This window comes from Corynebacterium sp. KPL2680, assembly GCF_040225675.1.
GTDB lineage: Bacteria > Actinomycetota > Actinomycetes > Mycobacteriales > Mycobacteriaceae > Corynebacterium > Corynebacterium rhinophilum.
In genome coordinates this window covers 17,656-40,911 of record NZ_JBEHFM010000014.1, presented here as the reverse complement: position 1 = coordinate 40,911, position 23,256 = coordinate 17,656, and the positions used below count along the sequence as shown (strand labels likewise).

The window sequence follows — 23,256 nt, the reverse complement described above, 5'->3', positions numbered from 1 at the left end:
GGCCCCGCGGGGCTCTTAAAAAGAGCATCGGCGGGGCGGGGCCGTAGGCTTTATCGTCCTGCTTGAGCCTTATTGCAGGCCAAACTGATCCCATGCGGCAGGGGCCAGGTTCTGGTACACGTGCTTGTGCTCTTGGTATTCGGCAAGGCCGGTGGGGCCCAGCTCGCGGCCATTACCGGACTGCTTGTAGCCGCCCCATTCCGCCTGTGGCAGGTACGGGTGGAAATCATTGATCCAAATGGTGCCGTGGTGCAGGGCGCGGGCAACGCGCTCGGCGCGGCCGGCATCGGAGGTGTACACCGCGCCAGCCAGGCCATACTCGGTATCGTTTGCGATCTTGATGGCCTCTTCTTCGGAGGTGAAGGTCTCTATGGTCACGGTCGGGCCGAAGGCCTCGTCGTGGACGCAGTCCATTTCGCGGGTAGCGCCATCAATGATCGTGGGCAGGTAGTACACGCCCTGGCCTAGGTCCGTGGTGCCGGTGCCGTGCTGGCCATTGGTGTCTTCGCTGGTGGCGGCGCGGCCGCCGGTGAGGATCTTGGCGCCTTGCTCGCGGGCCTTGTCCACGTAGGCCGCCACCTTCTCGCGGTGCTCAGCGGAGATGAGCGGGCCGGTCTCGGCCTTGTCATCGGTGGGTCCACCGATCTTGATCTTCTCGGCGCGCTCGACCAGTGCGGCAACGAACTTATCGTGCAGGGACTCTTCCACCACGATGCGCGAGCCGGCGGAGCAGACCTGGCCGGAGTGGAAGAAGGCGCCATTGAGCGCATTATCCACGGCGACGTCGAAGTTGGCATCAGCAAAGATAACGTTCGGGTTCTTGCCGCCGAGCTCTAGCGCCGTGCGCTTGACGGTTTCGGCCGCGTTCTTTGCAATCAGCTTGCCGGTAACGAGGCCGCCGGTGAAGGAGACCATGTCCACGTCGGGGTGCTGGGAGAGTGGATTGCCGCAGTTAGCGCCGGCGCCGGTGATGAGATTGCCCACGCCATCTGGCAGGCCGCATTCCTTCAGCGCAGCCATGAGCAGCATGGCGGTGTGCGGGGTCAGCTCCGCCTGCTTGAGCACGAAGGTATTGCCGGCAGCAAGGGCCGGGCCTACCTTCCAGGACACCTGCAGCAGCGGGTAATTCCACGGGGTAATCAGGCCGCAGACGCCCACCGGCTCGGCATCGATGCGTGAGCGCAGGTTGGGATCTTGCGGGTCGACCACGCGGCCAGCTTGGTGCTGGGCCAAGGTGCCAAAGTACTCGAAAGCATTGGCAATATCGTCCATATCGCCCAGGGATTCCTCGTAGCGCTTGCCGGTATCCGCGGATTCGGCTTGAGCGAAAAGTTCCTTGTGCTCACGGATGAAATCCGCCAGGCGGATGACGATCTTGCCGCGCTCGGCGGACGGCGTTGCGGCCCACTCGCCCTTATCGAATGTTTCACGTGCAACCTCGATGGCGCGCAGGGTATCTGCCTCGGATGCCTCGGAGACGACGCCGACGGTGGAGCCATCGGCAGGGCAGACAATGGTGCGGGTCTCGCCATCCTGGGCGGCCTCCCACTGGCCGTTGATGAAGAGCGACTTCGGGGCATCACCGGAGTGCACGCCCTGGAGCAATTCGGTGGTGGTGGGATCGAACAAGGTGTTCTGGGTGCTCAAAGTGCAAGCAACCTTTCTCTAATTGAGGCGGTATCGCCCGCCAGTTTAACTATCTTCGCGCCAGGTGCGTTCCGGCTCGGCGCCATCGGAGACATCGGAATCGCCCGGCTGGCTTTGCTGCATGTAGAGGAAAGCCAGGTGGCGCTCGTACAGGTCCAGCACGTTATTGATGATCTGGTTTTCGGAGTAGCCGTAAACGTCATAGCCCAGCGAACCGGTCATGTCGTAGACCTCGAGGCGGTAGTACTCGCCGTCGCCCTCGCAGAAGTCCGGGCGCTCCGCGGAAACCGGGAAGAGCTGGTAGCGGAATTGGCGCTCGTTGTGCAGCCGGACCTCGAGATCGAGCTGGGGCAGTTCGGCATCGGGAAGCTCACTGGTGAGCAAGATGGCGTCATAGCCGCGGGTGCGCATTTGCGTGGCCACCTGCTCGAGGGCGTAGGCGGCAGTTCCCCGCAGGTAGTCATCCATGTCCTGCTTGGTGGGGAAGGAATTGGCTCGGTCCAGGCGGTTCTTCCACAGGTTGGCATCGCTCGGTTCGCGCTCGGTGCGGCTGCTGATGGCACTGTGCAATGCGGTTTTACGGGCCTCGCGCTGGAGGATTTCCAGGCGCAGCGACTTCCACAGCGAGAACATGATGAGGTAGACCACGAACGCGAAGGGCAGGCCCATGACCACGGTCGCGGACTGCACGGTGGCAATGCCATCGAGCTGCAGCAATGCCAGGGTGAGCGCGCCGACGGTAATGGACCAGAAAATACGCAGCCACCGGGCGCCATCCTGCCGGTTATCCGTGATGCGGGAGGTGAAGTTGGACATGACCAGCGCACCGGAGTCGGCCGAGGTGATATACAGCAGCAGGCCGATGAAGGTGGTCAGGAAGATGACGATGGCGGAGCCAGGGAATTCCTGGAGCATGTCATAGAAACCCTGCTCCGGAACGTTGATGGCGTTTTCCGCAAATTCCGGATAGTCGCCGGAGCGCACCATATCCAGGGCGGTATTGCCAAAGAAGGACATCCACATCAGGATGAACAGGAAGGGGAAGGTCAGCGTGCCCAGGATGAACTGGCGCAGCGTGCGGCCGCGGGAAATGCGGGCCAGGAATAGGCCGACGAAGGTTGCCCAGGCAATCCACCAAGCCCAGAAGAAGAGGGTCCAAGACTGCATCCAGGTATCCACGCTGGCTTGGTCCTCAGCAAAGGCGAAGGTCTCTAGCGTCCAGGAGGGGAATTTGGAGACGTAATCACCGATATTGGTGACGATGGCGTCGAAGAGGTAGGCGGTCTTGCCAAAGACCACGACGTAGACCATCAGCGCGATGGCCAGGTACACGTTGAGCTCAGAGAGGAAGCGAATGCCCTTATCCACGCCGGATACAGCCGATAGCGTCGCAATGACCACCGCGACAATGATGAGTGCGGATTGCAGCCCCAGCCCCTGCTCGATGCCAAAGATGAGGTGGAAGCCGTAGGACAGCTGCACCACGCCGATGCCCAGGGACGCGGTAACGCCAAAGACGGTGCCCAGCATGGCGGCAATGTCCACGGCCGAACCAATGGGTCCGTGCACGCGCTTGCCGATGAGCGGGTACAGCGCTGAGCGAATAGCCAACGGCATATTCAGGCGGTAGGCGAAGTAACCAAAGGCCATGCCCATCAGCGCATAGAGTGCCCAGCCGGTAAGCCCGTAGTGGAACATGGCATAGACCACGGCCTCTTTGGCGGCCTCCATGGTTTCACCATCGCCCACCGGCGGATCCATGTACATCGTGACCGGCTCGGCCACCGCGAAGAACATGAGGTCCACGCCGATGCCGGCGGCAAAGAGCATGGATACCCACGAAAAGGTATTGAATTTGGGCCGGGAGTGGTCCGGGCCCATGCGGATGCTGCCGGTATTGGAAAAGGCGATGTAGAGGACAAAGACCACGGCGATGGTGGCGGTCAGGACGTAGAACCATCCCAGGTTCGTGCCGATCCATCCGGTGACGCTGGCGAGGGTATTCGCCGCGGATTCTTGCCCGAAGCCCGCATACAGGGCCATGGCGATAATCAGCACACCGGAAATGATAAAGACCGGCCAATTGGGCTTGGGCGCGGCCACCTCGTCTGCGCCGACATCATCGCCGGTTTCGGCCTTATAGCTGCCGACGATGGCGCGTACTTGGTTGCGCGGTTTATGACCCTTGTCCCCAGCCGGGTGCGTCTCCCCAGAGGAGTGAGCGAGAGAGGTGTCGGAATCCCCTGTGCGGGACTCTTCATGGTCGTGCGGACCACGGTTAGCCATCTACTTCTCCTAGTCTTGATCGATTAAGTGCCGAATCTTTCGCAAGAGTGCCCCACAGTCCCCCGAAAAGAGGGGTGAGAGATAGGTTGGTGGCATAAATCATATGCGAGCAATCTATGCGTAAAGACCCCGGATTTCATCTACTCAGATGCATACCCGAACACCGTAAATATACATTAATCTGGGAAAACGTCCACCAGGTGTGTATTCTGGGGTCGCCATTGTGCATAAATGAAAGCGGAAAAGCGCAGATTTTTTGCGCACCATACAATGGATCTGCCGTAAATACGGTGAGAACTACGCGTGAGATGGCTCACAGAAGGAAGGGGATTTATGGGTATTGTGGACAAGTTGACTAAGAAGCGCTCGACAAAAAGGGCCACGGATGAAGTCAGCGATGTGGTCGTCGTCGGCGGCGGCTCCGCTGGCTCCGTCATCGCTGCTCGTCTGACCGAGGACAAAGACACCCGCGTGCTCGTTCTTGAGGCCGGCCGCCCGGATTCCCTGTGGGACCTATTCATCCACATGCCTTCCGGTTTCTCTTTCCCCATCGGGGCTAAAAACTATGACTGGATGTATGAATCCGATCCGGAACCGGAAATGAATGGTCGCCGCATCTACCACGCCCGTGGCAAGGTGCTTGGCGGTTCCTCTTCCATCAACGGCATGATCTATCAGCGCGGCAACCCCATGGACTACGAAAAGTGGGGCCAGAACCCAGGCATGGATAACTGGGACTTTGCCCACTGCTTGCCGTATTTCAACCGCATGGAAACCACCGCTGCCGCAGAAGACGATGATCCGCGCCGCGGTCATGATGGCCCGCTCTACCTGTCCCGCGGTCCTGCTACCTCGCAGCTTTTCCAGGCTCTTTTCAAGTCGGTACAAGAGGCTGGCTATAACCTAACCAATGACGTCAACGGTTACCGCCAGGAAGGTTTTGCCCCCTTCGACCGCAATATCAAGCACGGCAAGCGTTGGTCCGCTGCCCGCGCCTACCTGTACCCCAACCAGGACCGCGACAACCTCGAGGTGCGTACCCGCGCATTTACCACCAAGATCCTCTTTGAAGGCACCAAGGCAGTGGGCGTGGAATACGAGTGGCAGGGTGGCACCCACCGCGTCTTCGCAGACAAGATCGTCTTGTCCGCCGGTGCCATCAATACCCCGCAGCTGCTAGAGGTCTCTGGCGTGGGTGACCGTGAGATCTTGGAAAAGCACGGCATCGATGTGGTCAAGCACCTGCCAGGCGTGGGCGAGAACCTGCAGGACCACCTCGAGGTCTACATCCAGTACGAGACCACCAAGTCCACCGCTTCCTCCCAGCCTTACCTGGATAAGTGGCGTTGGCCGTTTATGGGCCTGCAGTGGCTGCTGACGAAGAAGGGCCCAGTGGCTACCTCGCACTTTGAGGGCGGCGGTTTCGTGCGCTCCAACGAGGATGAGGCCTACCCGAACTTGATGTTCCACTTCCTGCCCATGGCGGTGCGCTATGACGGCCAAAAGGCCGACGTTAAGCACGGCTTCCAGTGGCACGTCGGCCCGATGTTCTCCGATACCAAGGGCCACGTGCACATCAAGAGCTCCGATATCCGGCAAAAGCCCTCCATCCTCTTTAACTACCTGCGCACTGAGCAGGACCGCCGCGAATGGGTAGAAGCCGTCCGCGTCGCCCGCTCCTTGCTGGATACCAAGGCAATGGAGGAAGTTGGCGCCCGCGAGTTCAGCCCGGGCCCAGAGGTCCAGAGCGATGAGGAAATCTTGGAGTGGGTCCGCAATGACGGCGAGACCGCACTGCACCCATCCTGCACCGCCAAGATGGGCGATGAGTCCGATCCTATGGCCGTGGTTAACCCAGACACCATGGGCGTATGGGGCATCGATGGCCTGTATATTGCCGATGCTTCCGTATTCCCCTCGGTTCCCAACGGCAATATCTACTCCCCGACTATGATGGTGGGCGAGAAGGCTGCGGACCTTATTGCCGGCCGCACGCCGCTCGAGCCGAACCACGCCGAGTGGTACAAGGCTAAGCAGGATATGCCGCTCTACGCTGAGGGCGAAGCAGTCCGCGATCACAAGCACTCCATCCAGGGCGCTGACCACTAAGCACCCTCCCGCGGGATTGCTCTAGCGCCGCGTTTCCCATTGTGGGGCGCGGCGCTTTTGCTTGCCGACGTCCCCCTTTCCCCACCGCGCACCCCTCCGCCTGGCCAGAACCATGATTTAATCGCCGGGCAAGGAATCGGCCCCAATGGAATGAAGCTGGAATGAAGCGCCAGAGTAAAGGAGGTCAGTGATGCTCAGCATTATCGCTGTAGTCATTAGTATCGTTTTCGCCGTTGCCGTTATTAAGAAGCTCGATGACATCGATACGCACCTGAAGGAGCTGCTCGCCGCGCGCGAAGATGGCGAAACACCGCGTTAATCGTGCGGGTGGCTAAGGAGATGGTGAACGAATTTCGAATTAACCAACTGCAAAAGGCCCATACCGACCGTGAAATGGAATTTTCCTGCGATGTAGCTTGAAGGCTATGGCTTCGTAGACCTAAGTGGTTTCCAAGCAGCAGTTCCAGTACTTCGTACGTGGGGTAGCCAACACCGCCGACTTCAAGGAAGTATCATTCCCGGATACCAGCGAAAAGAGTTAGTCATTTGGCTATTAGAAAGCTTCGCTACGTGTGGTTCGACCCGTACGCAATGCCCGTGAGTGTCTAGCCCTTGAGGGAGAACCTGGTGTCAGTGTCGCTGGCCGCACCTACGCCGCCGTCATGTCCGCCGACACCCTGTTCATCACCATCCCCACAGGGGTGGGTGTGGACATTCACGTGAAGATTCTGGAGAATTTCGCCGCCCACGTCGCCCCCTCGTTGTTGGCAGCCGAACCGTGAAGGACCAGTCATCGCCTATCCCATCGACTAATTCTTGCAGGTCGCAGGACTTTCGCGTGACTGTTAGTTCAGCCCATTTTAAATAGTTCACCGAACACTGTATAGTTCAGCATATGCTGACTATTGCTTCGCGCCTCGACGTCATGAACCGGCTCGGCCGGGCCATGGCTGATCCGACGCGCTCCCGAATCCTGATAACCCTACTAGACGGTCCGAGCTACCCGGCTGTGCTCTCGCAAAGCTTGGATCTGACCCGCTCGAACGTTTCGAACCACCTGTCTTGCCTGCGCGATTGTGGCATTGTCGTCGCTGAGCCGGAGGGCCGTAAAACCCGCTACGAAATCGCCGATCCGCACCTCGCGGCAGCGCTCGAAGCGCTAGTCAACGCGACACTGGCCGTCGACGAGAATGCCCCCTGCATCGACACTGAGTGCTCGGTGCCCGGCTGCGGCGAGAAAGGAGCGGACGTATGAGTTCAGCATGTGGATGCGAACACGAACCCGCCACGGAGATCGACGAGCTCGATCGGCCATGGTGGAAGGACCCTGAGCTACTGCTGCCGATCTTCTCCGGCGTAGCCCTCATAACAGGACTGGCGCTGGACTGGTCCGACTTGGAGACGCCCGCGACGGTACTGTATTGGGTTGGGCTGCTGTTGGGCGCTTACACGTTCGCGCCTGGAGCGATCCGGAACCTTGTCATGAAGCGCAAGCTCGGCATTGGCTTGCTAATGACGATCAGCGCGGTCGGTGCGGTGATCCTCGGATTCGTCGGAGAGGCCGCGGCGCTAGCGTTCCTGTACTCGATCGCCGAGGCACTGGAAGACAAGGCGATGGACCGGGCCCAAGGCGGACTGCGGGCGCTGTTGAAGCTGGTACCGCAGACCGCGACGGTGCTGCGCGACGGCACAGCGGCCGAGGTCGTAGCGAAGGACCTCGAGGTTGGCGAGCTAATGCTCGTGCGCCCCGGGGAGCGGATCGCCACGGACGGCATCATTCGGTCCGGGCGCTCCAGCCTTGACACCTCAGCGATCACCGGAGAATCCATTCCGGAGGAGGTTGCGCCCGGCGACGAAGTGCCTGCGGGAGCGATCAACTCCGCCGGGGTGCTGGAGGTCGAGACGACCGCAGCTGGAACGGACAACTCGCTGACCACACTCGTGGACCTAGTCGAGCAAGCGCAGGCGGAAAAGGGCGACCGCGCCCGGATCGCCGACCGGATTGCCCAACCCCTAGTGCCCGGGGTGATGATCCTGGCGGTGCTGGTCGGCGTTATCGGCTCGCTGCTGGGCGACCCTGAGACGTGGATCACCCGTGCGCTGGTAGTCCTGGTCGCAGCGTCGCCGTGCGCGCTGGCAATCTCCGTGCCGCTGACGGTCGTGGCCGCGATCGGCGCGGCCAGCCAGTTCGGAGTGGTTATCAAGTCCGGCGCGGCGTTCGAGCGACTCGGCGGCATCCGTCACCTGGCAGTGGACAAAACCGGAACCCTTACCCGCAATCAGCCTGAGGTTACCGGAGTGGTCCCGGCAGACGGATTCGATCGGCCGCAGGTGCTTTCCTTCGCGGCAGCAGTTGAGCAGCAATCGACACACCCCCTCGCTGCGGCGATCGCGGCAGCGGGGCCCGAAGCGCCCACCGCCTCGGACATCAGCGAGGAAGCTGGGCATGGCATCGGCGGCACCGTCGAAGGCCGACGGGTGCTGGTGGGCAGCCCCCGATGGATCGACGCCGGGCCACTGAAAGCAGACGTTGAGCGCATGGAGTCCGAGGGCCAGACCTGCGTCCTGGTCACCGTCGATGACGCTCTCGCCGGGGCGATCGGGGTCCGTGACGAGTTGCGGCCCGAGGTGCCCGAAGCCGTGCAGGCCCTGCACGCCAACGACGTGGAAGTAAGCATGCTCACCGGCGACAACTCTCGCACCGCCCGGGCGCTGGCTGGAATCGCCGGAATCGACGACGTGCGCGCCGAGCTGCGCCCTGAGGACAAGGCAAGCATCGTCGCCGAATTCTCCTCCAAGACGCCGACGGCGATGATCGGCGACGGCATCAACGACGCGCCGGCACTGGCGGGTGCGACGGTGGGCATAGCGATGGGAGCGACCGGCTCTGACGCCGCGATCGAGTCCGCTGACGTCGCCTTCACCGGCCACGACCTCCGGCTAATCCCGAAGGCGCTGCAGCACGCCCGCCGAGGAAGCAGGATCATCAACCAGAACATCGTGCTGTCTCTGGCCATCATCATCGTGTTGATGCCACTGGCGATCAGCGGCGTGCTGGGCCTGGCCGCCGTCGTGTTGGTTCACGAGGTCGCCGAAGTGATCGTGATCTTGAACGGCCTGCGGGCTGCGCAAGCGAAGCGCTGAGGCTGTGACCGGCAAGTCTCATAAGGGTTAAACCACACGCCGAGCGGACACACCTTGGGCCAGGAACGTCATTCGAGTTCACGGTCCGTCTCCGTGGAATTGGGATCGTACCCGGTAGCCTGTCCGTTCTCGGTGCGTGTGGGCACGGGGGCTGTGGGCGAGCCACCACCCGGCACGTGCCCCAGCCGGTCAAGGGCCCCCGAGCGCTCGGCGTCTCCAGTGCAGATCGTGGAAGGATCGAACTTGCTCAGGGACCAAGCGTCACTGCGAGACTCTTTTCGTCCCGCAACTTGAATAGTTCAGCGGCCTTGATGCCACGGACATCTATTCAGAGTGCTGCCGAGTCTCATCGACACAGCCCGCGACTACCTGGGCAGTGTGTTTGACAAAAGACCCCACCCTCATCAGCGTTGAGTCAAGTCCCGTGTAGTGGTGTAGCCGTTTGTGCTTTCGGCTCGATATGAAGTTCGGGGTTTGGTTAGGCGGTTAGCTGGTGGTGGTCGTCACGATGTTCTTCTGGGTGGTGCATGAGGTGTTTGGTGTGTTCGAGTGCGGTCAGTGACATGTAGCGTTTTTGTTGGATCCAATCGTCGTGTTGCTCGGCTAGGACCGCACCGACAAGCCGGATGATGGATTCACGGTTTGGGAAGATGCCGACGACGTCGGTGCGCCGGCGGATCTCTCGGTTTAACCGTTCTGTGGGGTTGTTTGACCACACCTTCGTCCAGACTGGTTTCGGAGCTGCGGTAAACGCCAGTACTTCATCGAGTGATTCCTCCAAATACGCCGCGACGTGAGGGAATTTCGGCTCCAGCAGGTCGACGACTTCGCGGGCTTGTGCCCAGGTGGATGTGGCGTCAGGTTGCTGGAAGATCGTCTGGAACATCGCAGAGACCATCGGCCACCTGTGTTTTCGGGACCTTTTCGTAGAGGTTCTTCGCGAAATGGGTGCGGCACCGCTGCCACGACGCATTGGGCAGCACTTCGGAAATGGCGTGCTGGATGCCTTCGTGGGCATCACTGGTGATAAGGAATACCCCGGTAAGTCCGCGGGCTTTTAAGTCCTGGAAGAAGCCTTTCCACGACGCGTTGGATTCCGCGGTGGCGACGTGCATGCCGAGCATTTCGCGGTACCCGTCGGCGTTGACTCCGGTGGCAAGCAGCACTGAACATTTGACCACCCGGCCGCCTTCACGGACTTTGATCGTGAGCGCGTCGCACGACACAAAGGCGTACCCGCCGGGGTCTAGTGGGCGATTTTTGAAGTCTGCGACCATGTCGTCAAGTTCTTCTGACATGCGTGAGACTTGCGATTTCGACATGCTGGAAATCCCAAGTGTTGCCACCAGATCATTCATCCTGCGGGTGGAAACCCCTTTGAGGTAGCACGTGGCGATCACAGTCGATAAGGCCCGTTCTGTACGCGTACGGCGCTCTAACAGCCAGTCTGGGAAGAACGCACCGTGGCGCAGTTTCGGCACCGCCACGTCGATCGTGCCGACACGGGTGTCAAGGTCGCGGTGGCGATACCCGTTGCGGTGGTTGACCCGCTCGGTGGAGACAACTCCGTATTCGGCGCCGCAGACGGTGTCAGCCTGGGCGGAGAGGATCTGGTTGATAAACCCTTGCAGCATCTGGCGCATCAAATCCGGAGATGCTTGGGCGAGCAGATCATCCAGATAGGCTGTCGGGTCGATAGAATGCGGTGCAGCGGTCATCGTCATAGGCCTTTCGGTGAGATGTGGTAGTTGAGTCGAAAGGTTAACTGGCGGTGGCCGCCCACTACTTTCCGGGGCCCACCATCAGCAAGCGTTACACCACACTAGTGGACGTAACCGTTCCGTAGCCTCCGATGCGGTTAACTCACGCGAAATCTTGAACACATCGGACAAGGAAGTAGCAAACCCCGTAGCGTTAAAGGTTCCGAAAGTCCCAACTTCTGCAGACTCAACTATCCAGCCTGCAAGGTCTTTCACATCAATCATAGCGACGGGAAACGCCGGGTCTGGGACGATCACGTTCTCACCCGTGGGATGCGCGAAGCGCCACGGATAGTAACCACTGCGCCCTGTTTCGTCGCCGTAGCCGGCGATCAGACCGGATCGAACTACCATTACCGACCGATTTGTGCTGCGATAAATCGTTTCGCAAGCAGACTTTGCGGCTGGGTACTGCCCCATGTTCTTCATGTAGTCAATTTCAAGCGGAGCGACTACGGAATCAGACTCAGAAGAAATACTTCCCTGATCCTCATATACGCTGCTCGAGGACACAAATATACGATGCTTGGCCTCGAGTTTCGCCGCCGCATCCCGCGCATGCTTCGGCTGACTCGTCAGATCCACAATGGTGTCCCACGTTTTCCCCGCAACCTCATCGTACGCACCGTCACGGTCACGGTCCGAACTCACAAAGTCAGTTCCGTTGGGAACCTTCCCGTTACCCCTTGCAAGGCAAGTAACTTCATGTCCTCGCTCGACTGCTGCAGTCGCTATGTGTCCTCCAAGGAAACCGGTACCACCGAGCAATAAAAAGTTCATGTCACTAGTTGTGCACGAAACCTTCTCACACGTGAAGTGTCCCAGGTTTTGTTCCGTTTGAGTAGATGGGAAAATCTGGAATATGCCAAGAAAATTTGACCAAGATGCGAAGGACCGTGTGGTCCGTCTTGTAGAGGATCGTATCTTGGCGGAAAACATGTCGATGCGCCCCGCGTGCCAGGCAGTAGCTGCAAAGTTGGGGTTTCATGGCACACGGCTCGTCTATGGACTTAAGTCTGCTCGTCGTGCGGGAAACACCCCAGAACCTGTGCCTGAAGATTTGGCTGCCGAAAATGCCAGGCTACGCCGTGAAAATCACCAGCTTCGAGATACCAATGAGTTGCTGAAGGCTGCGTCAGCTTTTTCGCCTCACGACCAGGCCCCAAGCCTCGGTTATGATCCGGTTCATCGATAAATACCGCAATCATTTCTCTGTCGAGTTCATCTGCACTGGCGTTAAAAGAATAGCCGGGCTGGTGGGTTCATCACCGCGCGTGGTTATCGCCAGTCCAAAGCCCGAGGGCTAAGTGCTCGTCGCCTTCGTGACGGTTGTTCTAGTTGAACGCATTAGTGCTGTTCATCGGGATAATGACGGTGTCTTAAGCGTGCGGAAAATGTGGCATGCACTTCACCGTGACGGAATCGATATCGGTCGCGAACAAACCGCCCGGCTGATGCGCCTGGCTGGTGTTTCTGGCAAAGGCAAAGGCGGATCACCAATCACAACCCGTACACCTCAACGTGCCGGATCTGCGCCCGGATTTGGTCGAGCGTGAGTTCAAAGCCCAGGGCCTTAAACAAGCTGTGGGTGGCCGACATTACCTACGTGCGTACGAAGAAAGGCTTTGTGTACACCGCGTTTGTCACTGACGTTTACTCCCGACGGATCGTCGGATGGGCATTATCGGACTCGATGCGCACTTCAGGCATTACCGCTGCAAGCACTCAACCAAGCGACCCAAGTGTGCGAGGGAAACAACAGGTCTTATTCACCATTCGGATCACGGCTTATAGTACGTCAGCGTTGTCTACAACCAGCGACTTGCCCAGCACGGGATTGTCGCTTCTACTGGGACTGTCGGTGACTCCTACGACAATGCTCTAGCTGAAAACGTAACGGCTCTTACAAGAACGAGCTCATCCATACTCGCAGGTGGAATGACGTTGTCGAGGTAGAAATCGCGACATTCGAGTGGGTGTCATGGTGGAACGAGGTAAGGCTCCACCAAAGCCTGGGATATCGAACCCCGGCCGAGGCGGAAACCGAATTGTGGAAGAAAAACCCGCAACAGGGAATAATAGAAATCAAGGCAAATGCCTAGGAACAAAACTCGGGACACTTCACTACTATTATTTACAGACTGAAACCTCTATCTGGTACAAGGATCTAGTTCATGACCATTTCCTCACTTCTTACCCTGATGGGGATTTGGCTCGCGGCTTTGGTGTCTCCGGGCCCGGATATCGTGCAGGTCATCCGCGTGGCCCCACGATCCACGCGCGCCGGGCTATTGTGCGCGGTGGGGGTATTTAGCGGGACGGTCTTTTGGATTGTCGCCTCCCTGGCCGGGTTATCGGCGCTAATTACGGCGCGGCCGGGCGTGCTGAGCATCTTGCAATTGCTCGGTGGGCTTTTCTTGCTGTACATGGGCGTATCGTCCCTGCGCAGTGGGTTAGCCGCGCGGCGCGCACCCGCCCGCGAGGTGGACACGGAAGACTATGCGGACCAGGCGCGGGCGGCTGGCGATGCCGACGTCGAAGACATGACCAACTGGCGGGCCTTCAAGCTGGGGCTGGTGACTAACCTGTCGAACCCCAAGGCTCTTGTATTTTTCGGTGCGGTATTCGCCCAATTCATCCGCCCGGATATGTCCGTGGGGTGGACTATCGCGGTGGCGTTAATCCTCGCGGCCATGTCCTTCGCGTGGTTTTCCGCCTTTGCGCTGCTCGTGCGCGCGGCCGCGCGGTGGACGGCGCGGTATTCCGCCGGCATCGATATGGTCTCAGGCCTCGTCTTTGGCCTGCTCGGTGTGGTGATGGCCGGGGAGGGCGCCACCGCGCTGCTGAAGTCACAGTAGTTACCTGTTTCGCTGCAGGTGAGACACTTCCTACAGTTGAATGCGTTAGTAAAAATGCATACGAATGTGGAGGTGTTAGGTGGCTATAGGTGCCCTTGTGACCCTGATGGGCGTATGGTTCGCGGCCATGGCTTCGCCGGGGCCGGATGTAGTGCAGATTATCCGCCTGGGTGCGCGGTCCACCCGCGCGGCGGTGTGGGTGGCCATTGGCAGCACGACAGGCCTTGCCCTCTGGACCATCGCGTCGCTCGCCGGGCTTTCGGCATTGATCTCTACGCATGAGGGCATCCTGGTGCTCCTGCAGGTCCTAGGCGGCAGCTATCTGCTGTGGATGGCCTATAGCGCGATTTCCTCCGGCCTGCGGGAACGGCGCGCACCCGCCACCGTCGTGGGCACGGAAAAGCAGGCACCCCAACCGCGCGGATTCACCCCGGACGGCATCATCAAGGCAAAGACGGCCTACCGCATGGGGTTGGTCTGCGATCTTTCCAACCCCAAGGTGGTCATCTTCTTCGGCGCCATCTTTGCCAATTTCATCGACCCAGGAATGGGCGTGGGCGGAAACGTCGTCGTCGCCGCGGTACTGGTACTGGAAAGCTTGGTGCTCTTCGTCGGCGTCGGCTTGAGCACGCGCGCGGTATCGAAGTGGATGGCCAAGAACTCGGCGTGGGTGGACATCGTCAGTGGCATCGTCTTCCTGCTCCTCGGCGTGGTTATCCTCTTTGAAGGCATCCGCGGGCTTATTGCGATGTAGCCTGAAGTTATGATTTTTACTACCACAAATACCGTCGACGGTTATGAAATCACCAAATACCTGCGCATCATCGCTGGTGAGACTGTTACCGGCATCAATATGCTCAAAGACTTTGGGGCATCGATACGCAATATCACCGGTGGTCGCGCCTCTGGCTATGAAAGCGAAGCCATCAAGGCCCGCGAGGCGGCGCTGGATGAATTGTGGCGCCGCGGCCAGGAATTGGGCGCTGATGGCGTGGTGGGCATCGCCTTCGACTATTCCCCAATGGGCACCAATAATGACATGCTGTTGGTCACCGCCACGGGCACGGCGGTCTCCCTGCGCGCGCGTGACTAAGCCTGTCCACCCCCACCCATAGCCGCGCGGCAACGGGCTCTGGGTAAGCTGGGCGGCATGCTTGAGGTTGCAATTTCTGGCGAGTCCATCAAATTGGGCCAGTTTATTAAACTGGCCAGCTTGGTCGGCACCGGTGGTGAAGCCAAGGAACTTATCGCAGAAGGCGCGGTCACGGTCAACGGTGACACCGAGACCCGCCGCGGCGCCACGCTGCAGATTGGCGATGAGGTGTGCATCGAAGGCACCTGCGCGCGCGTAGGCGAGCCTGACGATGACGATGACTATTTTGATGAAGCCACCGCAGATGATGACTTTGATCCGGAAAAGTGGAGGAATCTATAAATGCCCGCATTTGAAGCCGAAGTAGGTATGCCCTACTGGATCGATCTGACCACCTCGGATCCGCGCAAGTCCGCCCACTTTTATGAGCAGGTCTTGGGCTGGGAAATCTCGGCCGAGACCCAGGAGGACAACCCCTATCAGATGGCGCGCCTGCAAGGCCTTCCCATCGCCGGCCTCATCCCGCAGCCGGAGGAAGCCCCCATGCCGGATACCTGGGTGACCTATTTCCTCTCCAAGGACATCGACGGCGATTGCCAGCGCACGGAGAACCTCGGCGGGCGCATCTTGGCCTCGCCCCAGCCCGTGCAGCTGGGCCACATGGCCCTGCTTGCCGATGCCGCCGGTGGCATGTTCGGCCTCATCCAGCCTTCCGGCCCGGAGCACTTCGTTGCCGGTGGCGAACCCGGCACCCCGGTATGGCACGAGCTGACCGCTACGACGCGATTCCAGCAGGCCATGGACTTTTATGGCGAGCTTTTTAACTGGGAGATTCGCGCCATGGAGTCCGAGGACGAGAATTTCATTTACGCCACCGCGGAAGAAGACGGCGCCCCGTTCGCGGGCCTGTGGAATGCCGAAGGCCAGTTCCCGCCCCAGGTGCCGAGCTTCTGGCAGACCTACCTAGGGGTGCGCGATATCGATGCCGCCGCCGAGAAAGCGGTAGAGCTCGGCGGTGAAATCATCCGTGAACCATGGGATTCCCCCTTTGGCCGCATGTGCTTGCTCGCGGATTCCACCGGGGCCACCATCACCCTGACTGAGGTAGAAGATGCGCCCGAGGATGAACCCACCGAATCCGATGACGTGCTCAACCCCACCAGGGACTAAACGCGGGGAGAGAGGCGTTTATGTCAGACTCCTCTGATTTGGCACAGCGCGTGCTAGCCATCGTGGCCGCTATCCCGCCCGGGAATGTGTCCTCCTACGGGGAGGTGGCAAAACTCGCTGGGTGCGGGGCCCGCAACGTCGGCACCGTCATGAATAGGCATGGAGGTAACGCCGCCTGGTGGCGCGTGGTCCGCGCCAATGGTGCCTCCCACGATCCCGTTCGCGCGGAAGAATACTGGGACCGTGAGGGCATCGAGCATTCCCACGGGCGCGTCGCCATGCATAAGCACGGCATGGACGCGCGGGACCTAGAAGTATTGCTGCAATAGATAGTACAATAAGGGAACTTTTTGCACTTATAGCCTGCGACGATGTAGAACCCCGGCTACGCTATATGCGTTATGAAAAAGCTGGCAATAAGTTCTCTCGTTACCGCACTTTCCTTCGTGACCATTCCTGCTGCCCAAGCGGTCAGCCTTGATCCCCATTCCGTGCCTGATCGTACGCAAATCACCGTTAGGCACGATTCTGGCGCTACCGTCTCTACCGCCAATAGCCACGAGTCCCGCCCGGCGCTGTCCTTGAGCAAGCTCTACCTGGGATATTGGGTGCTCAAGTATGGTTCTGCCGCCGATAAGGCCAAAGTGGAGCATATGATTCGCTACAGTGACGATAACGTGGCCAGCGACTTGGACCGACGTTACCCGCAGGCCATTCCCAGCATCATCCAGGAATTTGGGCTGAGTGAGACTCACTACACCGGCTACTGGGGAACCACGCAGACCTCAACCGAAGATGTCGCGCGGTTTACTGCTGAGATCCAGCACGATCCCATCGCGGCGCCCATTTTCGCGGGAATGGCTACCGCAGCTCCCGTTGCTGCGGATGGGTACCGACAGGATTTCGGCACCGATCACATTCCCGGAGTATGGGGCACCAAATTCGGCTGGTCTGATGATCGCACCATCCACGCCTCCGTATCTACTGGGCATGGGTTTACCGTAGCCGCCAACACGTACGGCGATGCGCAGACCCATACCGCGGATGTCATGCGCGGTGTCAACAATGCCCCAGTCGGCGGATCCAGTGAAACCATCGGCGCGCGCATTGAAAACGACCTCAACCTGCAAGGACCTGCGCAGCAGGCGCTTCGCGATGCCACCCGCACCGCGGCCGACCTTGAGCGCCAAGCGTGCGCAAACGTTAATCAAGCCCTAGCACAGGTAAGCCAAGTTCGGGTGTGCCAATAAGCGCCGAGGGACTGGTTTTTAGATCAGGTTCCAGACAGTCACGGCCATGATGACAAGTCCCATGCCGAAGACGAAGTAATTCCAGATGTCGTTTTTGAACTGGGAATAGTCATCGACCTTTTTAAACATGTAGACCGGCACCAGATAGACCAAGAATGCCACGAAGATGCCGCCAACCACCGAAATCATGTCCATGATGGAGGGGTTGAAGACGGCGACGAGCGTCGTTGCCACGAATACGATGACATAGATGGTGTTGAGCAGTGCGCGGCGCGAGAGCTTATTGGCCATGCGGGGCACGGCAATGCGCAGTAGATATTCTGTACCTTCCTCGGAACCAAGCATGTGTCCAAAGTAGGAAGAAATGATTGCACACATGGTAATAAGCGGTGCCATATAACCAATGAATGGCGTGCCCGTGACGTTGGCGAAATAAGACAGCACCGGGATGTTTTGATCGACCGCCTCCTTCATCCCGTCCGCGCCAAGTGCGAGAACGCAGGACCAGACGAAGAACATGGTAAATACCACGAGCATTGCAGCGGTATAGAGCTCTACGCGGGAGACGAACTTCTCCGTCTTCTTGCCGTAGGCCGGCTGCACGTCGACGGAGAACTGCGATAGCGCGGCCATGTGGGAAAAGGAAAAGACCAGCACCGGCAGGATAAGCAGGATGCCCTTAAGGATTCCCCACAGGCCGCCTTCGTATTCAACGTTGAGGAAGCTTTCGAAATCCCACTTGGGGATCAAATAAATGGAGGTCGCCGCTAGGGCGACGATGAGCGGGTAGACCAGCATCTGGGCCAGCCACAGCATGGGGCGGCGGCCGATGGCAAAAAGGCCCGTCATAACGCCCACGCAGGCAATGGACAATATCCACCGATTGATGCTCGGTCCGCCGAGCTGGTTGACGATGAAGCTATCGACCACATTGGTAATGCTGATGCCGTAAATGAGCACCGTCGGCACGATGGCTAGCCAATACAAGACGGCGATGAAAAGGCCACTATTGCGGCCAAGGTAGTAGCGCACCAGCTCCAGGACATCTTTACCGTGTTGTTCTTGTGGCGCGCCGCTGACTATGCGGGCGTAGGTCCGGTGGGAAAAATACACCAACGGGAAGATGAATACGGTGGCAAAGATGAGCGGCCAAAATCCGAAGGCGCCTGCGTTGAGCGGCAAGAAGAGGATGCCGGCACCAACACCGGTGCCAAAAAGCGCGATGACCCAAGAAAGGGTGGAGCCCACCGCCTTTTGCCGGTTGACTTCCTCTGCGGAATTTGTTGGAGCTGCCCCCTTGGTACTTTCCGTGCTGTCATCCGTGCGGGACTCGTGGGTTGGGGCATTCATGAAGGTCCTCAGTCCTTAAAATGGAGGATTAGTGGCAAAAGCGCCTTGTAGAAAGTGTAGCGAAGCCCACTACCAACATGTGCTTTAAACCACATATTTATGCGACTGGGGTGGGTTCCAGAAGGCTTAGGCGTCCAAAGCAACCGCGTTTCACCGAAAATCGGGAGAAATTTTTGCGGAATGCGGTTGTTTTGGACAATTTTGGGAGAACAAGCACGCTGGGCATTAGCGCGTGAAGACTAGCGCGTCCTCCGCAGTGCTGTGGCTATAGCTGTCATCGTTGTTGGCGTATTTATTGCCGCGCAGTATGAGCCAGATGCTCAGCGGGTACAAGATGATTGCCACGGAAAGGGCTTGGATGACGGCCGCGGTATCGGAATCGTGCAGGTAATTCCAGCCAAAGTGCAGGAGAAAGGATACCGCGAGGCAGCCGAGAGCCACGCCGATGCGCCACCAGAGCGGCTTGGCCGCAGCGTAGAGAGCCCAGCCGATGCCCCAACCGGCTAGGGCCGTGAGCAAGACGTGCAGGCCAGGGCCAGCGATAAGGCGCAGGCCCCACATCTGTACGAGCCCAACGAAATCGCTATCCGGGTGAGTGGTAGCGCCCATGGAGCCGTAGAGGATGTTTTCATTGGCTTCAAAGCCTAGGCCAACGACGGCGCCGACCATCCACCCGTGCCAGGGGCGGTTGAGTTGGCGGAAGGACATCAGGACGAATAAAACACCTGCGGCCTTGGAAATCTCTTCAGGATAGGCACCGCTCCATGACATGAAGGAATCGACCCACCCGGAATTGATGGCGAGCTGCATGACCGGTGTGGAGCTTATAGCCGCCAAGCTAATGGCCATGCCAGAACCCCATAAAAAGGCAAGTGGTGCCCATACGCGCGCCGGGCGCGCCCACATGGGGCTCAGCTGCAATACCGCGATGACAATTGCCACAAGAACCGCTGCGATGAGGATGCTGATAATGCCCATCAGCGGTGAGATCAATAGGGTGATGACCGTCTGGGAGATAAACCCGATAAGTCCCAGGCCGGAGAAAATCCACAGCGCGGTGCGAAAAAGTTTAGACATTTATACCAAGGCCTTTCCAGAAAACTCCGCGATATCAGCAGTGAATTCTTCTGGTAGTTCCTCTTGCCCAAAGGCTTTCCAGATGCGTTCAGTGGTCGTGCGCGTTGCCGCGGAATCTCCGGTGACGGTGACCACCCAGTCCTTATTCTCGTCCGCACCGGTGCCGTTGATGGAGATGGCGGCGGTGGAGGAGGGGGCATCGGCAAGCGCGAGGGCACCATCTTTTCCTTCATAGACCTCGCCCTCGGGAAGGCCCGGAGCCATGCCATAGGCTCGGACCATACGGCGCAGGGTGTGCTCGTCGTCGTCAGTATCTTCCACGATGACCGCCTGCACGGAGGCGTCACCGCAGGTCCAGCCAACGCTAGCCAGCGAAGTATAGTCGCGCTCGCAGTACAGATCGGACACGGTAATATCCCAGTCCTGGCTGGGATCAGACAGGGTTACCTGCTCCACATCGGCGTGGTGTGGCGGTAGCACCGCGTGGACGATGGCGGGCAAGGCGAGGACCAACGTCACAAAGGCAAGGACAGCGATAAATAGGACGCGCGGCCGGGCTGGTGGAAAGCGGAATTTTTCCATAGTCCATACCTTAACTGGAAGGTTTGGCCTACAGTGGCAACCATGAAAGATCTTTATCAATTAGTCAACGGACCTTGGGTAGAAAATCACGTTGTCCCAGATGACCGCGGTGTGGATGGCACCTTCCACGCCCTGCGCGATGAAGCAGAAGAACTAGTTCATGACATCGTTAAAGACAACGATGGTCGCCCCGGCAAGCTGTATGCATCCTTCATGGATACCGCGGGCGTCAACAATGCCGGCATGGCCCCGCTGGATGCGGACCTTGACCGCCTGAGTGCGGCCGATCCCACGGAATTGGCGCACCGCTTGGGCGAGCTCGAGCGCGAGGGCGTGGGGGCGCCGGCGACGTTCTGGGTGGAAAAAGACTCGGGCTCGGAAGAGGCCGTTGCCTATATCGTGCAATCCGGGCTAGGCCTGCCGGATGAGGCCTATTACCGCGAAGAAGCGCACGCAGAAACGCTGGCCGCCTACGAGAAGCACGTGGCGGAGATGCTGGGCTTTATCGAGCCCACCCGCCTATTTGGCCTCGGCACCGAGGTAGCCGCCGAGCGCATCGTGGGCCTGGAAAAGGAACTGGCGGCGGGTCACTGGGATGTGGTTTCTACCCGCGATGCGGTAAAGACCAATAACCCGTGCGAATTTTCTGAGCTGCCTTCCATCACCCAAGCCTTGCTCGCTGGTGGAAAGCTGCCGGAGCACCGCGTGGTGAATATGATGCCGTCCTACCTGGAGCACTTGGAAAAGCTCTTTACCGCTGACCGCATGGCCGATTGGCAGCTGTGGGCCACCTGGCACATTCTGCGCTCCCGCGCGGCCCTTTTGCCGGAAGAAGTAGGCGCCAAGAACTTCGAGTTCTACGGCACCCGGCTATCTGGTGCCACCCAGCAGCGCGACCGCTGGAAGCGCGCGGTGGGCCTGGCAGAAAGCCTGGTAGGAGAGGAAATTGGCAAAGAGTTCGTAGACGCGCACTTCCCAGAATCCTCCAAGCGCGAGATGGATGAGCTGGTGGACTACCTCATCGCCGCCTACCGCGAGCGCATTTCCCAGTTGGAGTGGATGACCCCGCAGACCCGCGAGCGCGCCTTAGAAAAGCTTTCCCAGTTCAAGGCCAAGATTGGTTTCCCCGATACCTGGCGTGATTACTCCGGGCTGGAGATTTCTGACCAGGGCGCGGATCTGATTGCCAATGCCCGCGCCGGGTCCGCCTTTTCCCACGACTATGAGCTGGCAAAGATTGGCAAACCCGCCAACCGCGATGAGTGGGTCACCACTCCGCAGACCGTCAATGCTTTCTATAACCCGGTGGTCAATGACATCACCTTCCCGGCCGCCATCCTGCGCCCGCCGTTCTACAACCCGGATGCGGATGCCGCAGAGAACTTCGGCGCCATTGGTTCTGTCATCGGGCACGAAATCGGGCATGGCTTTGATGACCAGGGCTCGCAGTTCGATGGCCAGGGCAACCTGAACTCCTGGTGGTCCGATGAAGACCGCGCGGACTTTGAAGCGCTTACGGCAAAGCTGGTGGAGCAATTCGATGGCCAGGTCCCCACGGTGCTGAAGGAGGCTGGCACCGAATCCGCCGGCGTCAACGGCAAGTTCACCTTGGGCGAAAACATCGGTGACCTGGGCGGACTGGGAATTTCCGTGGTGGCTTACAAGAACTACTGCGCTGATAAGGGCATTGATCTGCTGGGCCAAGAAGAAGAATTTGTGGTTGACGGCGCCGAGCCGGAATTGGCCGAGCACACCTACAATGGCCTGCAGCGCTTCTTCTTGTCCTGGGCCCGCGTCTGGCGTACGGCCATCCGCCCGGAGATGGCGACCCAGTACCTGGCCATTGACCCGCACTCGCCCGCGGAGTTCCGCTGCAACCTCATCGCCGCGAATATCGCTGAGTTCTACGAGGCCTTCGACGTAGACAAAGACTCCGCAATGTACCTGGCCCCAGAGGACCGGGTGACCATCTGGTAAATCAGTTCTTCCCCGAGCCAGCCTTGTGCGCGTTATGTACACGCGTAGGCTCGGGGATATGACTGATGCACACGATAAAGATCCCCACCGGCCGCTAGAGCCTGGCCAAGAATGGCGCATCGGCGGGCAAGACCGCCAGATGAGCGAAGAAGAGCAGCTAGAGCAGCTGGTTTCTTATATCGACGCCCATTATGAGACGCCTGATTTCCGCCCGCCCTGGGCCGGTGGCGGCTCGCCGGAGGCAGACCAGTATTGCGCACTGCTGCCAGACCGCATCACCCACGCCGCCATGATGGTTTTGGGCACCGGGGTTAATCACGCGCTTCCAGGCACGGCGTTTACAGACGGCATTACCGTAGAATCCGCCGAGGTCGGCACCATTTTCCGCCCGTCCGAGCCCACCGGCCGGTGGGCGGTATCGCTGCACTCCGGCGGCTGGTGGCGCGGCGATGGTAAGGCACTGGAAATGCAGTGGCGCCCCGAGGTTGCTGCCGCCGCGCAGCTTTCCGGCACCACGATCATTGACGTGGATTATCCGCTCGCGCCGGAGCATACGGTTAAAGACATGGTTACAGCGGTCGACCGCGCCATTGATTACGCCCGCGAGCAGGGCGCCTCCCACGTCACCACGTGGGGATATTCTTCTGGCGGCGCGTTAGCAGCACTCGCGCCTGCCGATGCCCTCTTGCTCACCTTCCCCGACTTCGGCGCCCTGGCCAACCTGCCGGAGGATTACCGCGTGGGCTATGAACTGCCCACGCAATTCCCTGAGACCTTCGTGCAGACCGCGACCGAGGATGAGATAGCCGATCGCGTCCGCATCCCCCAGGCTAAAGAGCGCGATTACGTCTCCACCCACCGCGTGTCCACCCCGGCCGTGGCGCGCCAGCGCGTGCAGGACGCCGCCGATTTTTTGCGCGGTGAGCTGGCGCAATAAAACCGGCTGCGGCTGG

Annotated in this window: 24 protein-coding genes and 1 pseudogene; 18 read left to right on the top strand and 7 right to left on the bottom strand. The window is 59.5% G+C overall.

Going from position 1 to position 23,256, the window contains the following annotated elements; genetic code table 11:
- Positions 1-69: 69 nt before the first annotated feature.
- Both ABRP66_RS08155 and betT read right to left on the bottom strand, forming a co-directional pair.
- Positions 70-1,647, bottom strand: coding sequence for an aldehyde dehydrogenase family protein (locus ABRP66_RS08155; protein WP_349838551.1), 1,578 nt, complete (start codon positions 1,645-1,647; stop codon positions 70-72).
- A 45-nt stretch (positions 1,648-1,692) separates the two neighbouring features.
- Entirely contained in the window at positions 1,693-3,933 is a 2,241-nt protein-coding gene (gene betT, locus ABRP66_RS08150) for a choline BCCT transporter BetT (protein ID WP_349838550.1), read from the bottom strand.
- 333 nt (positions 3,934-4,266) lie between these two features.
- Here betT and betA point away from each other — a divergent pair, with 333 nt between their 5' ends.
- From betA to ABRP66_RS08125, 5 genes are all read left to right on the top strand, one after another.
- Positions 4,267-6,042, top strand: coding sequence for a choline dehydrogenase (gene betA, locus ABRP66_RS08145; RefSeq protein ID WP_349838549.1), 1,776 nt, complete (start codon positions 4,267-4,269; stop codon positions 6,040-6,042).
- 190 nt (positions 6,043-6,232) lie between these two features.
- A complete protein-coding gene (locus ABRP66_RS08140; protein WP_005280591.1) occupies positions 6,233-6,361 on the top strand; it encodes a hypothetical protein in 129 nt (42 codons plus the stop codon).
- Positions 6,362-6,614: 253 nt separating this feature from the next.
- On the top strand, positions 6,615-6,824 hold the full coding sequence (locus tag ABRP66_RS11710; RefSeq protein WP_410757344.1) for a hypothetical protein: 210 nt from the start codon (positions 6,615-6,617) through the stop codon (positions 6,822-6,824).
- A 113-nt stretch (positions 6,825-6,937) separates the two neighbouring features.
- On the top strand, positions 6,938-7,297 hold the full coding sequence (gene cmtR / locus ABRP66_RS08130) for a Cd(II)/Pb(II)-sensing metalloregulatory transcriptional regulator CmtR (RefSeq protein WP_023016478.1): 360 nt from the start codon (positions 6,938-6,940) through the stop codon (positions 7,295-7,297).
- A complete protein-coding gene (locus ABRP66_RS08125) occupies positions 7,294-9,186 on the top strand; it encodes a heavy metal translocating P-type ATPase (protein ID WP_005280600.1) in 1,893 nt (630 codons plus the stop codon). Before cmtR ends, ABRP66_RS08125 begins: the two co-directional genes overlap by 4 nt.
- Before the next feature lie 478 nt (positions 9,187-9,664).
- On the opposite strand, the pseudogene ABRP66_RS08120 reads toward ABRP66_RS08125, so the two are convergent.
- Both ABRP66_RS08120 and ABRP66_RS08115 read right to left on the bottom strand, forming a co-directional pair.
- Positions 9,665-10,904 (bottom strand): annotated as a pseudogene (locus ABRP66_RS08120) (IS256-like element IS3506 family transposase).
- Between the two features lie 84 nt (positions 10,905-10,988).
- The gene (locus ABRP66_RS08115) at positions 10,989-11,726 is read right to left on the bottom strand and encodes an NAD-dependent epimerase/dehydratase family protein (RefSeq protein WP_232018321.1); all 738 of its coding nucleotides are present in this window, start codon (positions 11,724-11,726) and stop codon (positions 10,989-10,991) included.
- Between the two features lie 82 nt (positions 11,727-11,808).
- Between ABRP66_RS08115 and ABRP66_RS08110 the strand changes: the two genes are divergently transcribed.
- From ABRP66_RS08110 to ABRP66_RS08060, 11 genes are all read left to right on the top strand, one after another.
- The gene (locus tag ABRP66_RS08110) at positions 11,809-12,141 is read left to right on the top strand and encodes a transposase (protein ID WP_198010394.1); all 333 of its coding nucleotides are present in this window, start codon (positions 11,809-11,811) and stop codon (positions 12,139-12,141) included.
- Between the two features lie 199 nt (positions 12,142-12,340).
- Entirely contained in the window at positions 12,341-12,502 is a 162-nt protein-coding gene (locus ABRP66_RS08105; protein ID WP_284637196.1) for a hypothetical protein, read from the top strand.
- Positions 12,499-12,831: a DDE-type integrase/transposase/recombinase gene (locus ABRP66_RS08100; protein ID WP_349838547.1), complete on the top strand. Its 333-nt coding sequence runs from the start codon at positions 12,499-12,501 to the stop codon at positions 12,829-12,831. Before ABRP66_RS08105 ends, ABRP66_RS08100 begins: the two co-directional genes overlap by 4 nt.
- A gap of 34 nt (positions 12,832-12,865) precedes the next feature.
- Positions 12,866-13,048 (top strand): integrase core domain-containing protein, encoded by a 183-nt coding sequence (locus ABRP66_RS08095; RefSeq protein ID WP_284852367.1) that lies wholly within the window; start codon positions 12,866-12,868, stop codon positions 13,046-13,048.
- A gap of 72 nt (positions 13,049-13,120) precedes the next feature.
- Entirely contained in the window at positions 13,121-13,804 is a 684-nt protein-coding gene (locus ABRP66_RS08090) for a LysE family translocator (RefSeq protein WP_005276246.1), read from the top strand.
- A 106-nt stretch (positions 13,805-13,910) separates the two neighbouring features.
- Positions 13,911-14,558, top strand: coding sequence for a LysE family translocator (locus tag ABRP66_RS08085; protein ID WP_005276251.1), 648 nt, complete (start codon positions 13,911-13,913; stop codon positions 14,556-14,558).
- A 9-nt stretch (positions 14,559-14,567) separates the two neighbouring features.
- Positions 14,568-14,897 carry a YbjQ family protein gene (locus ABRP66_RS08080; protein ID WP_005276253.1) on the top strand — a complete coding sequence of 110 codons (330 nt, stop codon included), beginning with the start codon at positions 14,568-14,570 and terminating at the stop codon, positions 14,895-14,897.
- A 57-nt stretch (positions 14,898-14,954) separates the two neighbouring features.
- Complete coding sequence (locus tag ABRP66_RS08075; protein WP_023016489.1) at positions 14,955-15,239, top strand: RNA-binding S4 domain-containing protein; 285 nt, start codon at positions 14,955-14,957, stop codon at positions 15,237-15,239.
- Entirely contained in the window at positions 15,240-16,067 is an 828-nt protein-coding gene (locus ABRP66_RS08070; RefSeq protein WP_284771123.1) for a VOC family protein, read from the top strand.
- Between the two features lie 20 nt (positions 16,068-16,087).
- On the top strand, positions 16,088-16,396 hold the full coding sequence (locus tag ABRP66_RS08065) for an MGMT family protein (RefSeq protein WP_284771122.1): 309 nt from the start codon (positions 16,088-16,090) through the stop codon (positions 16,394-16,396).
- Between the two features lie 72 nt (positions 16,397-16,468).
- Positions 16,469-17,317 (top strand): hypothetical protein, encoded by an 849-nt coding sequence (locus ABRP66_RS08060; RefSeq protein ID WP_349838546.1) that lies wholly within the window; start codon positions 16,469-16,471, stop codon positions 17,315-17,317.
- Positions 17,318-17,335: 18 nt separating this feature from the next.
- Here ABRP66_RS08060 and ABRP66_RS08055 read toward each other — a convergent pair whose 3' ends face one another.
- The 3 genes from ABRP66_RS08055 to ABRP66_RS08045 all read right to left on the bottom strand — a co-directional run bounded on the left by ABRP66_RS08055 (position 17,336) and on the right by ABRP66_RS08045 (position 20,326).
- Positions 17,336-18,667, bottom strand: a complete 1,332-nt coding sequence (locus ABRP66_RS08055; protein WP_284771120.1) for an SLC5/6 family protein — start codon at positions 18,665-18,667, stop codon at positions 17,336-17,338.
- Between the two features lie 225 nt (positions 18,668-18,892).
- Entirely contained in the window at positions 18,893-19,744 is an 852-nt protein-coding gene (locus tag ABRP66_RS08050) for a PrsW family intramembrane metalloprotease (protein ID WP_284771119.1), read from the bottom strand.
- Positions 19,745-20,326 (bottom strand): hypothetical protein, encoded by a 582-nt coding sequence (locus ABRP66_RS08045; protein ID WP_284771118.1) that lies wholly within the window; start codon positions 20,324-20,326, stop codon positions 19,745-19,747.
- 42 nt (positions 20,327-20,368) lie between these two features.
- Between ABRP66_RS08045 and ABRP66_RS08040 the strand changes: the two genes are divergently transcribed.
- Together ABRP66_RS08040 and ABRP66_RS08035 are read left to right on the top strand one after the other, a co-directional pair.
- Complete coding sequence (locus tag ABRP66_RS08040; RefSeq protein ID WP_284771117.1) at positions 20,369-22,303, top strand: M13 family metallopeptidase; 1,935 nt, start codon at positions 20,369-20,371, stop codon at positions 22,301-22,303.
- Between the two features lie 58 nt (positions 22,304-22,361).
- A complete protein-coding gene (locus tag ABRP66_RS08035) occupies positions 22,362-23,240 on the top strand; it encodes an alpha/beta hydrolase (RefSeq protein WP_284851729.1) in 879 nt (292 codons plus the stop codon).
- Positions 23,241-23,256 lie beyond the last annotated feature (16 nt).

Coding starts and splice junctions, on each gene's coding strand:
- ABRP66_RS08115 (WP_232018321.1), bottom strand. CDS start 11,726: ATGAACTTTTTATTGCTCGGTGGTACCGGTTTCCTTGGAGGACACATA.
- ABRP66_RS08050 (WP_284771119.1), bottom strand. CDS start 19,744: ATGTCTAAACTTTTTCGCACCGCGCTGTGGATTTTCTCCGGCCTGGGA.
- ABRP66_RS08085 (WP_005276251.1), top strand. CDS start 13,911: ATGGGCGTATGGTTCGCGGCCATGGCTTCGCCGGGGCCGGATGTAGTG.
- ABRP66_RS08110 (WP_198010394.1), top strand. CDS start 11,809: ATGCCAAGAAAATTTGACCAAGATGCGAAGGACCGTGTGGTCCGTCTT.
- ABRP66_RS08070 (WP_284771123.1), top strand. CDS start 15,240: ATGCCCGCATTTGAAGCCGAAGTAGGTATGCCCTACTGGATCGATCTG.
- ABRP66_RS08090 (WP_005276246.1), top strand. CDS start 13,121: ATGACCATTTCCTCACTTCTTACCCTGATGGGGATTTGGCTCGCGGCT.
- ABRP66_RS08045 (WP_284771118.1), bottom strand. CDS start 20,326: ATGGAAAAATTCCGCTTTCCACCAGCCCGGCCGCGCGTCCTATTTATC.
- ABRP66_RS08105 (WP_284637196.1), top strand. CDS start 12,341: ATGTGGCATGCACTTCACCGTGACGGAATCGATATCGGTCGCGAACAA.
- cmtR (WP_023016478.1), top strand. CDS start 6,938: ATGCTGACTATTGCTTCGCGCCTCGACGTCATGAACCGGCTCGGCCGG.
- ABRP66_RS08055 (WP_284771120.1), bottom strand. CDS start 18,667: ATGAATGCCCCAACCCACGAGTCCCGCACGGATGACAGCACGGAAAGT.
- ABRP66_RS08060 (WP_349838546.1), top strand. CDS start 16,469: ATGAAAAAGCTGGCAATAAGTTCTCTCGTTACCGCACTTTCCTTCGTG.
- betA (WP_349838549.1), top strand. CDS start 4,267: ATGGGTATTGTGGACAAGTTGACTAAGAAGCGCTCGACAAAAAGGGCC.
- ABRP66_RS08125 (WP_005280600.1), top strand. CDS start 7,294: ATGAGTTCAGCATGTGGATGCGAACACGAACCCGCCACGGAGATCGAC.
- ABRP66_RS08040 (WP_284771117.1), top strand. CDS start 20,369: ATGAAAGATCTTTATCAATTAGTCAACGGACCTTGGGTAGAAAATCAC.
- ABRP66_RS08035 (WP_284851729.1), top strand. CDS start 22,362: ATGACTGATGCACACGATAAAGATCCCCACCGGCCGCTAGAGCCTGGC.
- ABRP66_RS08080 (WP_005276253.1), top strand. CDS start 14,568: ATGATTTTTACTACCACAAATACCGTCGACGGTTATGAAATCACCAAA.
- betT (WP_349838550.1), bottom strand. CDS start 3,933: ATGGCTAACCGTGGTCCGCACGACCATGAAGAGTCCCGCACAGGGGAT.
- ABRP66_RS08065 (WP_284771122.1), top strand. CDS start 16,088: ATGTCAGACTCCTCTGATTTGGCACAGCGCGTGCTAGCCATCGTGGCC.
- ABRP66_RS08140 (WP_005280591.1), top strand. CDS start 6,233: ATGCTCAGCATTATCGCTGTAGTCATTAGTATCGTTTTCGCCGTTGCC.
- ABRP66_RS08075 (WP_023016489.1), top strand. CDS start 14,955: ATGCTTGAGGTTGCAATTTCTGGCGAGTCCATCAAATTGGGCCAGTTT.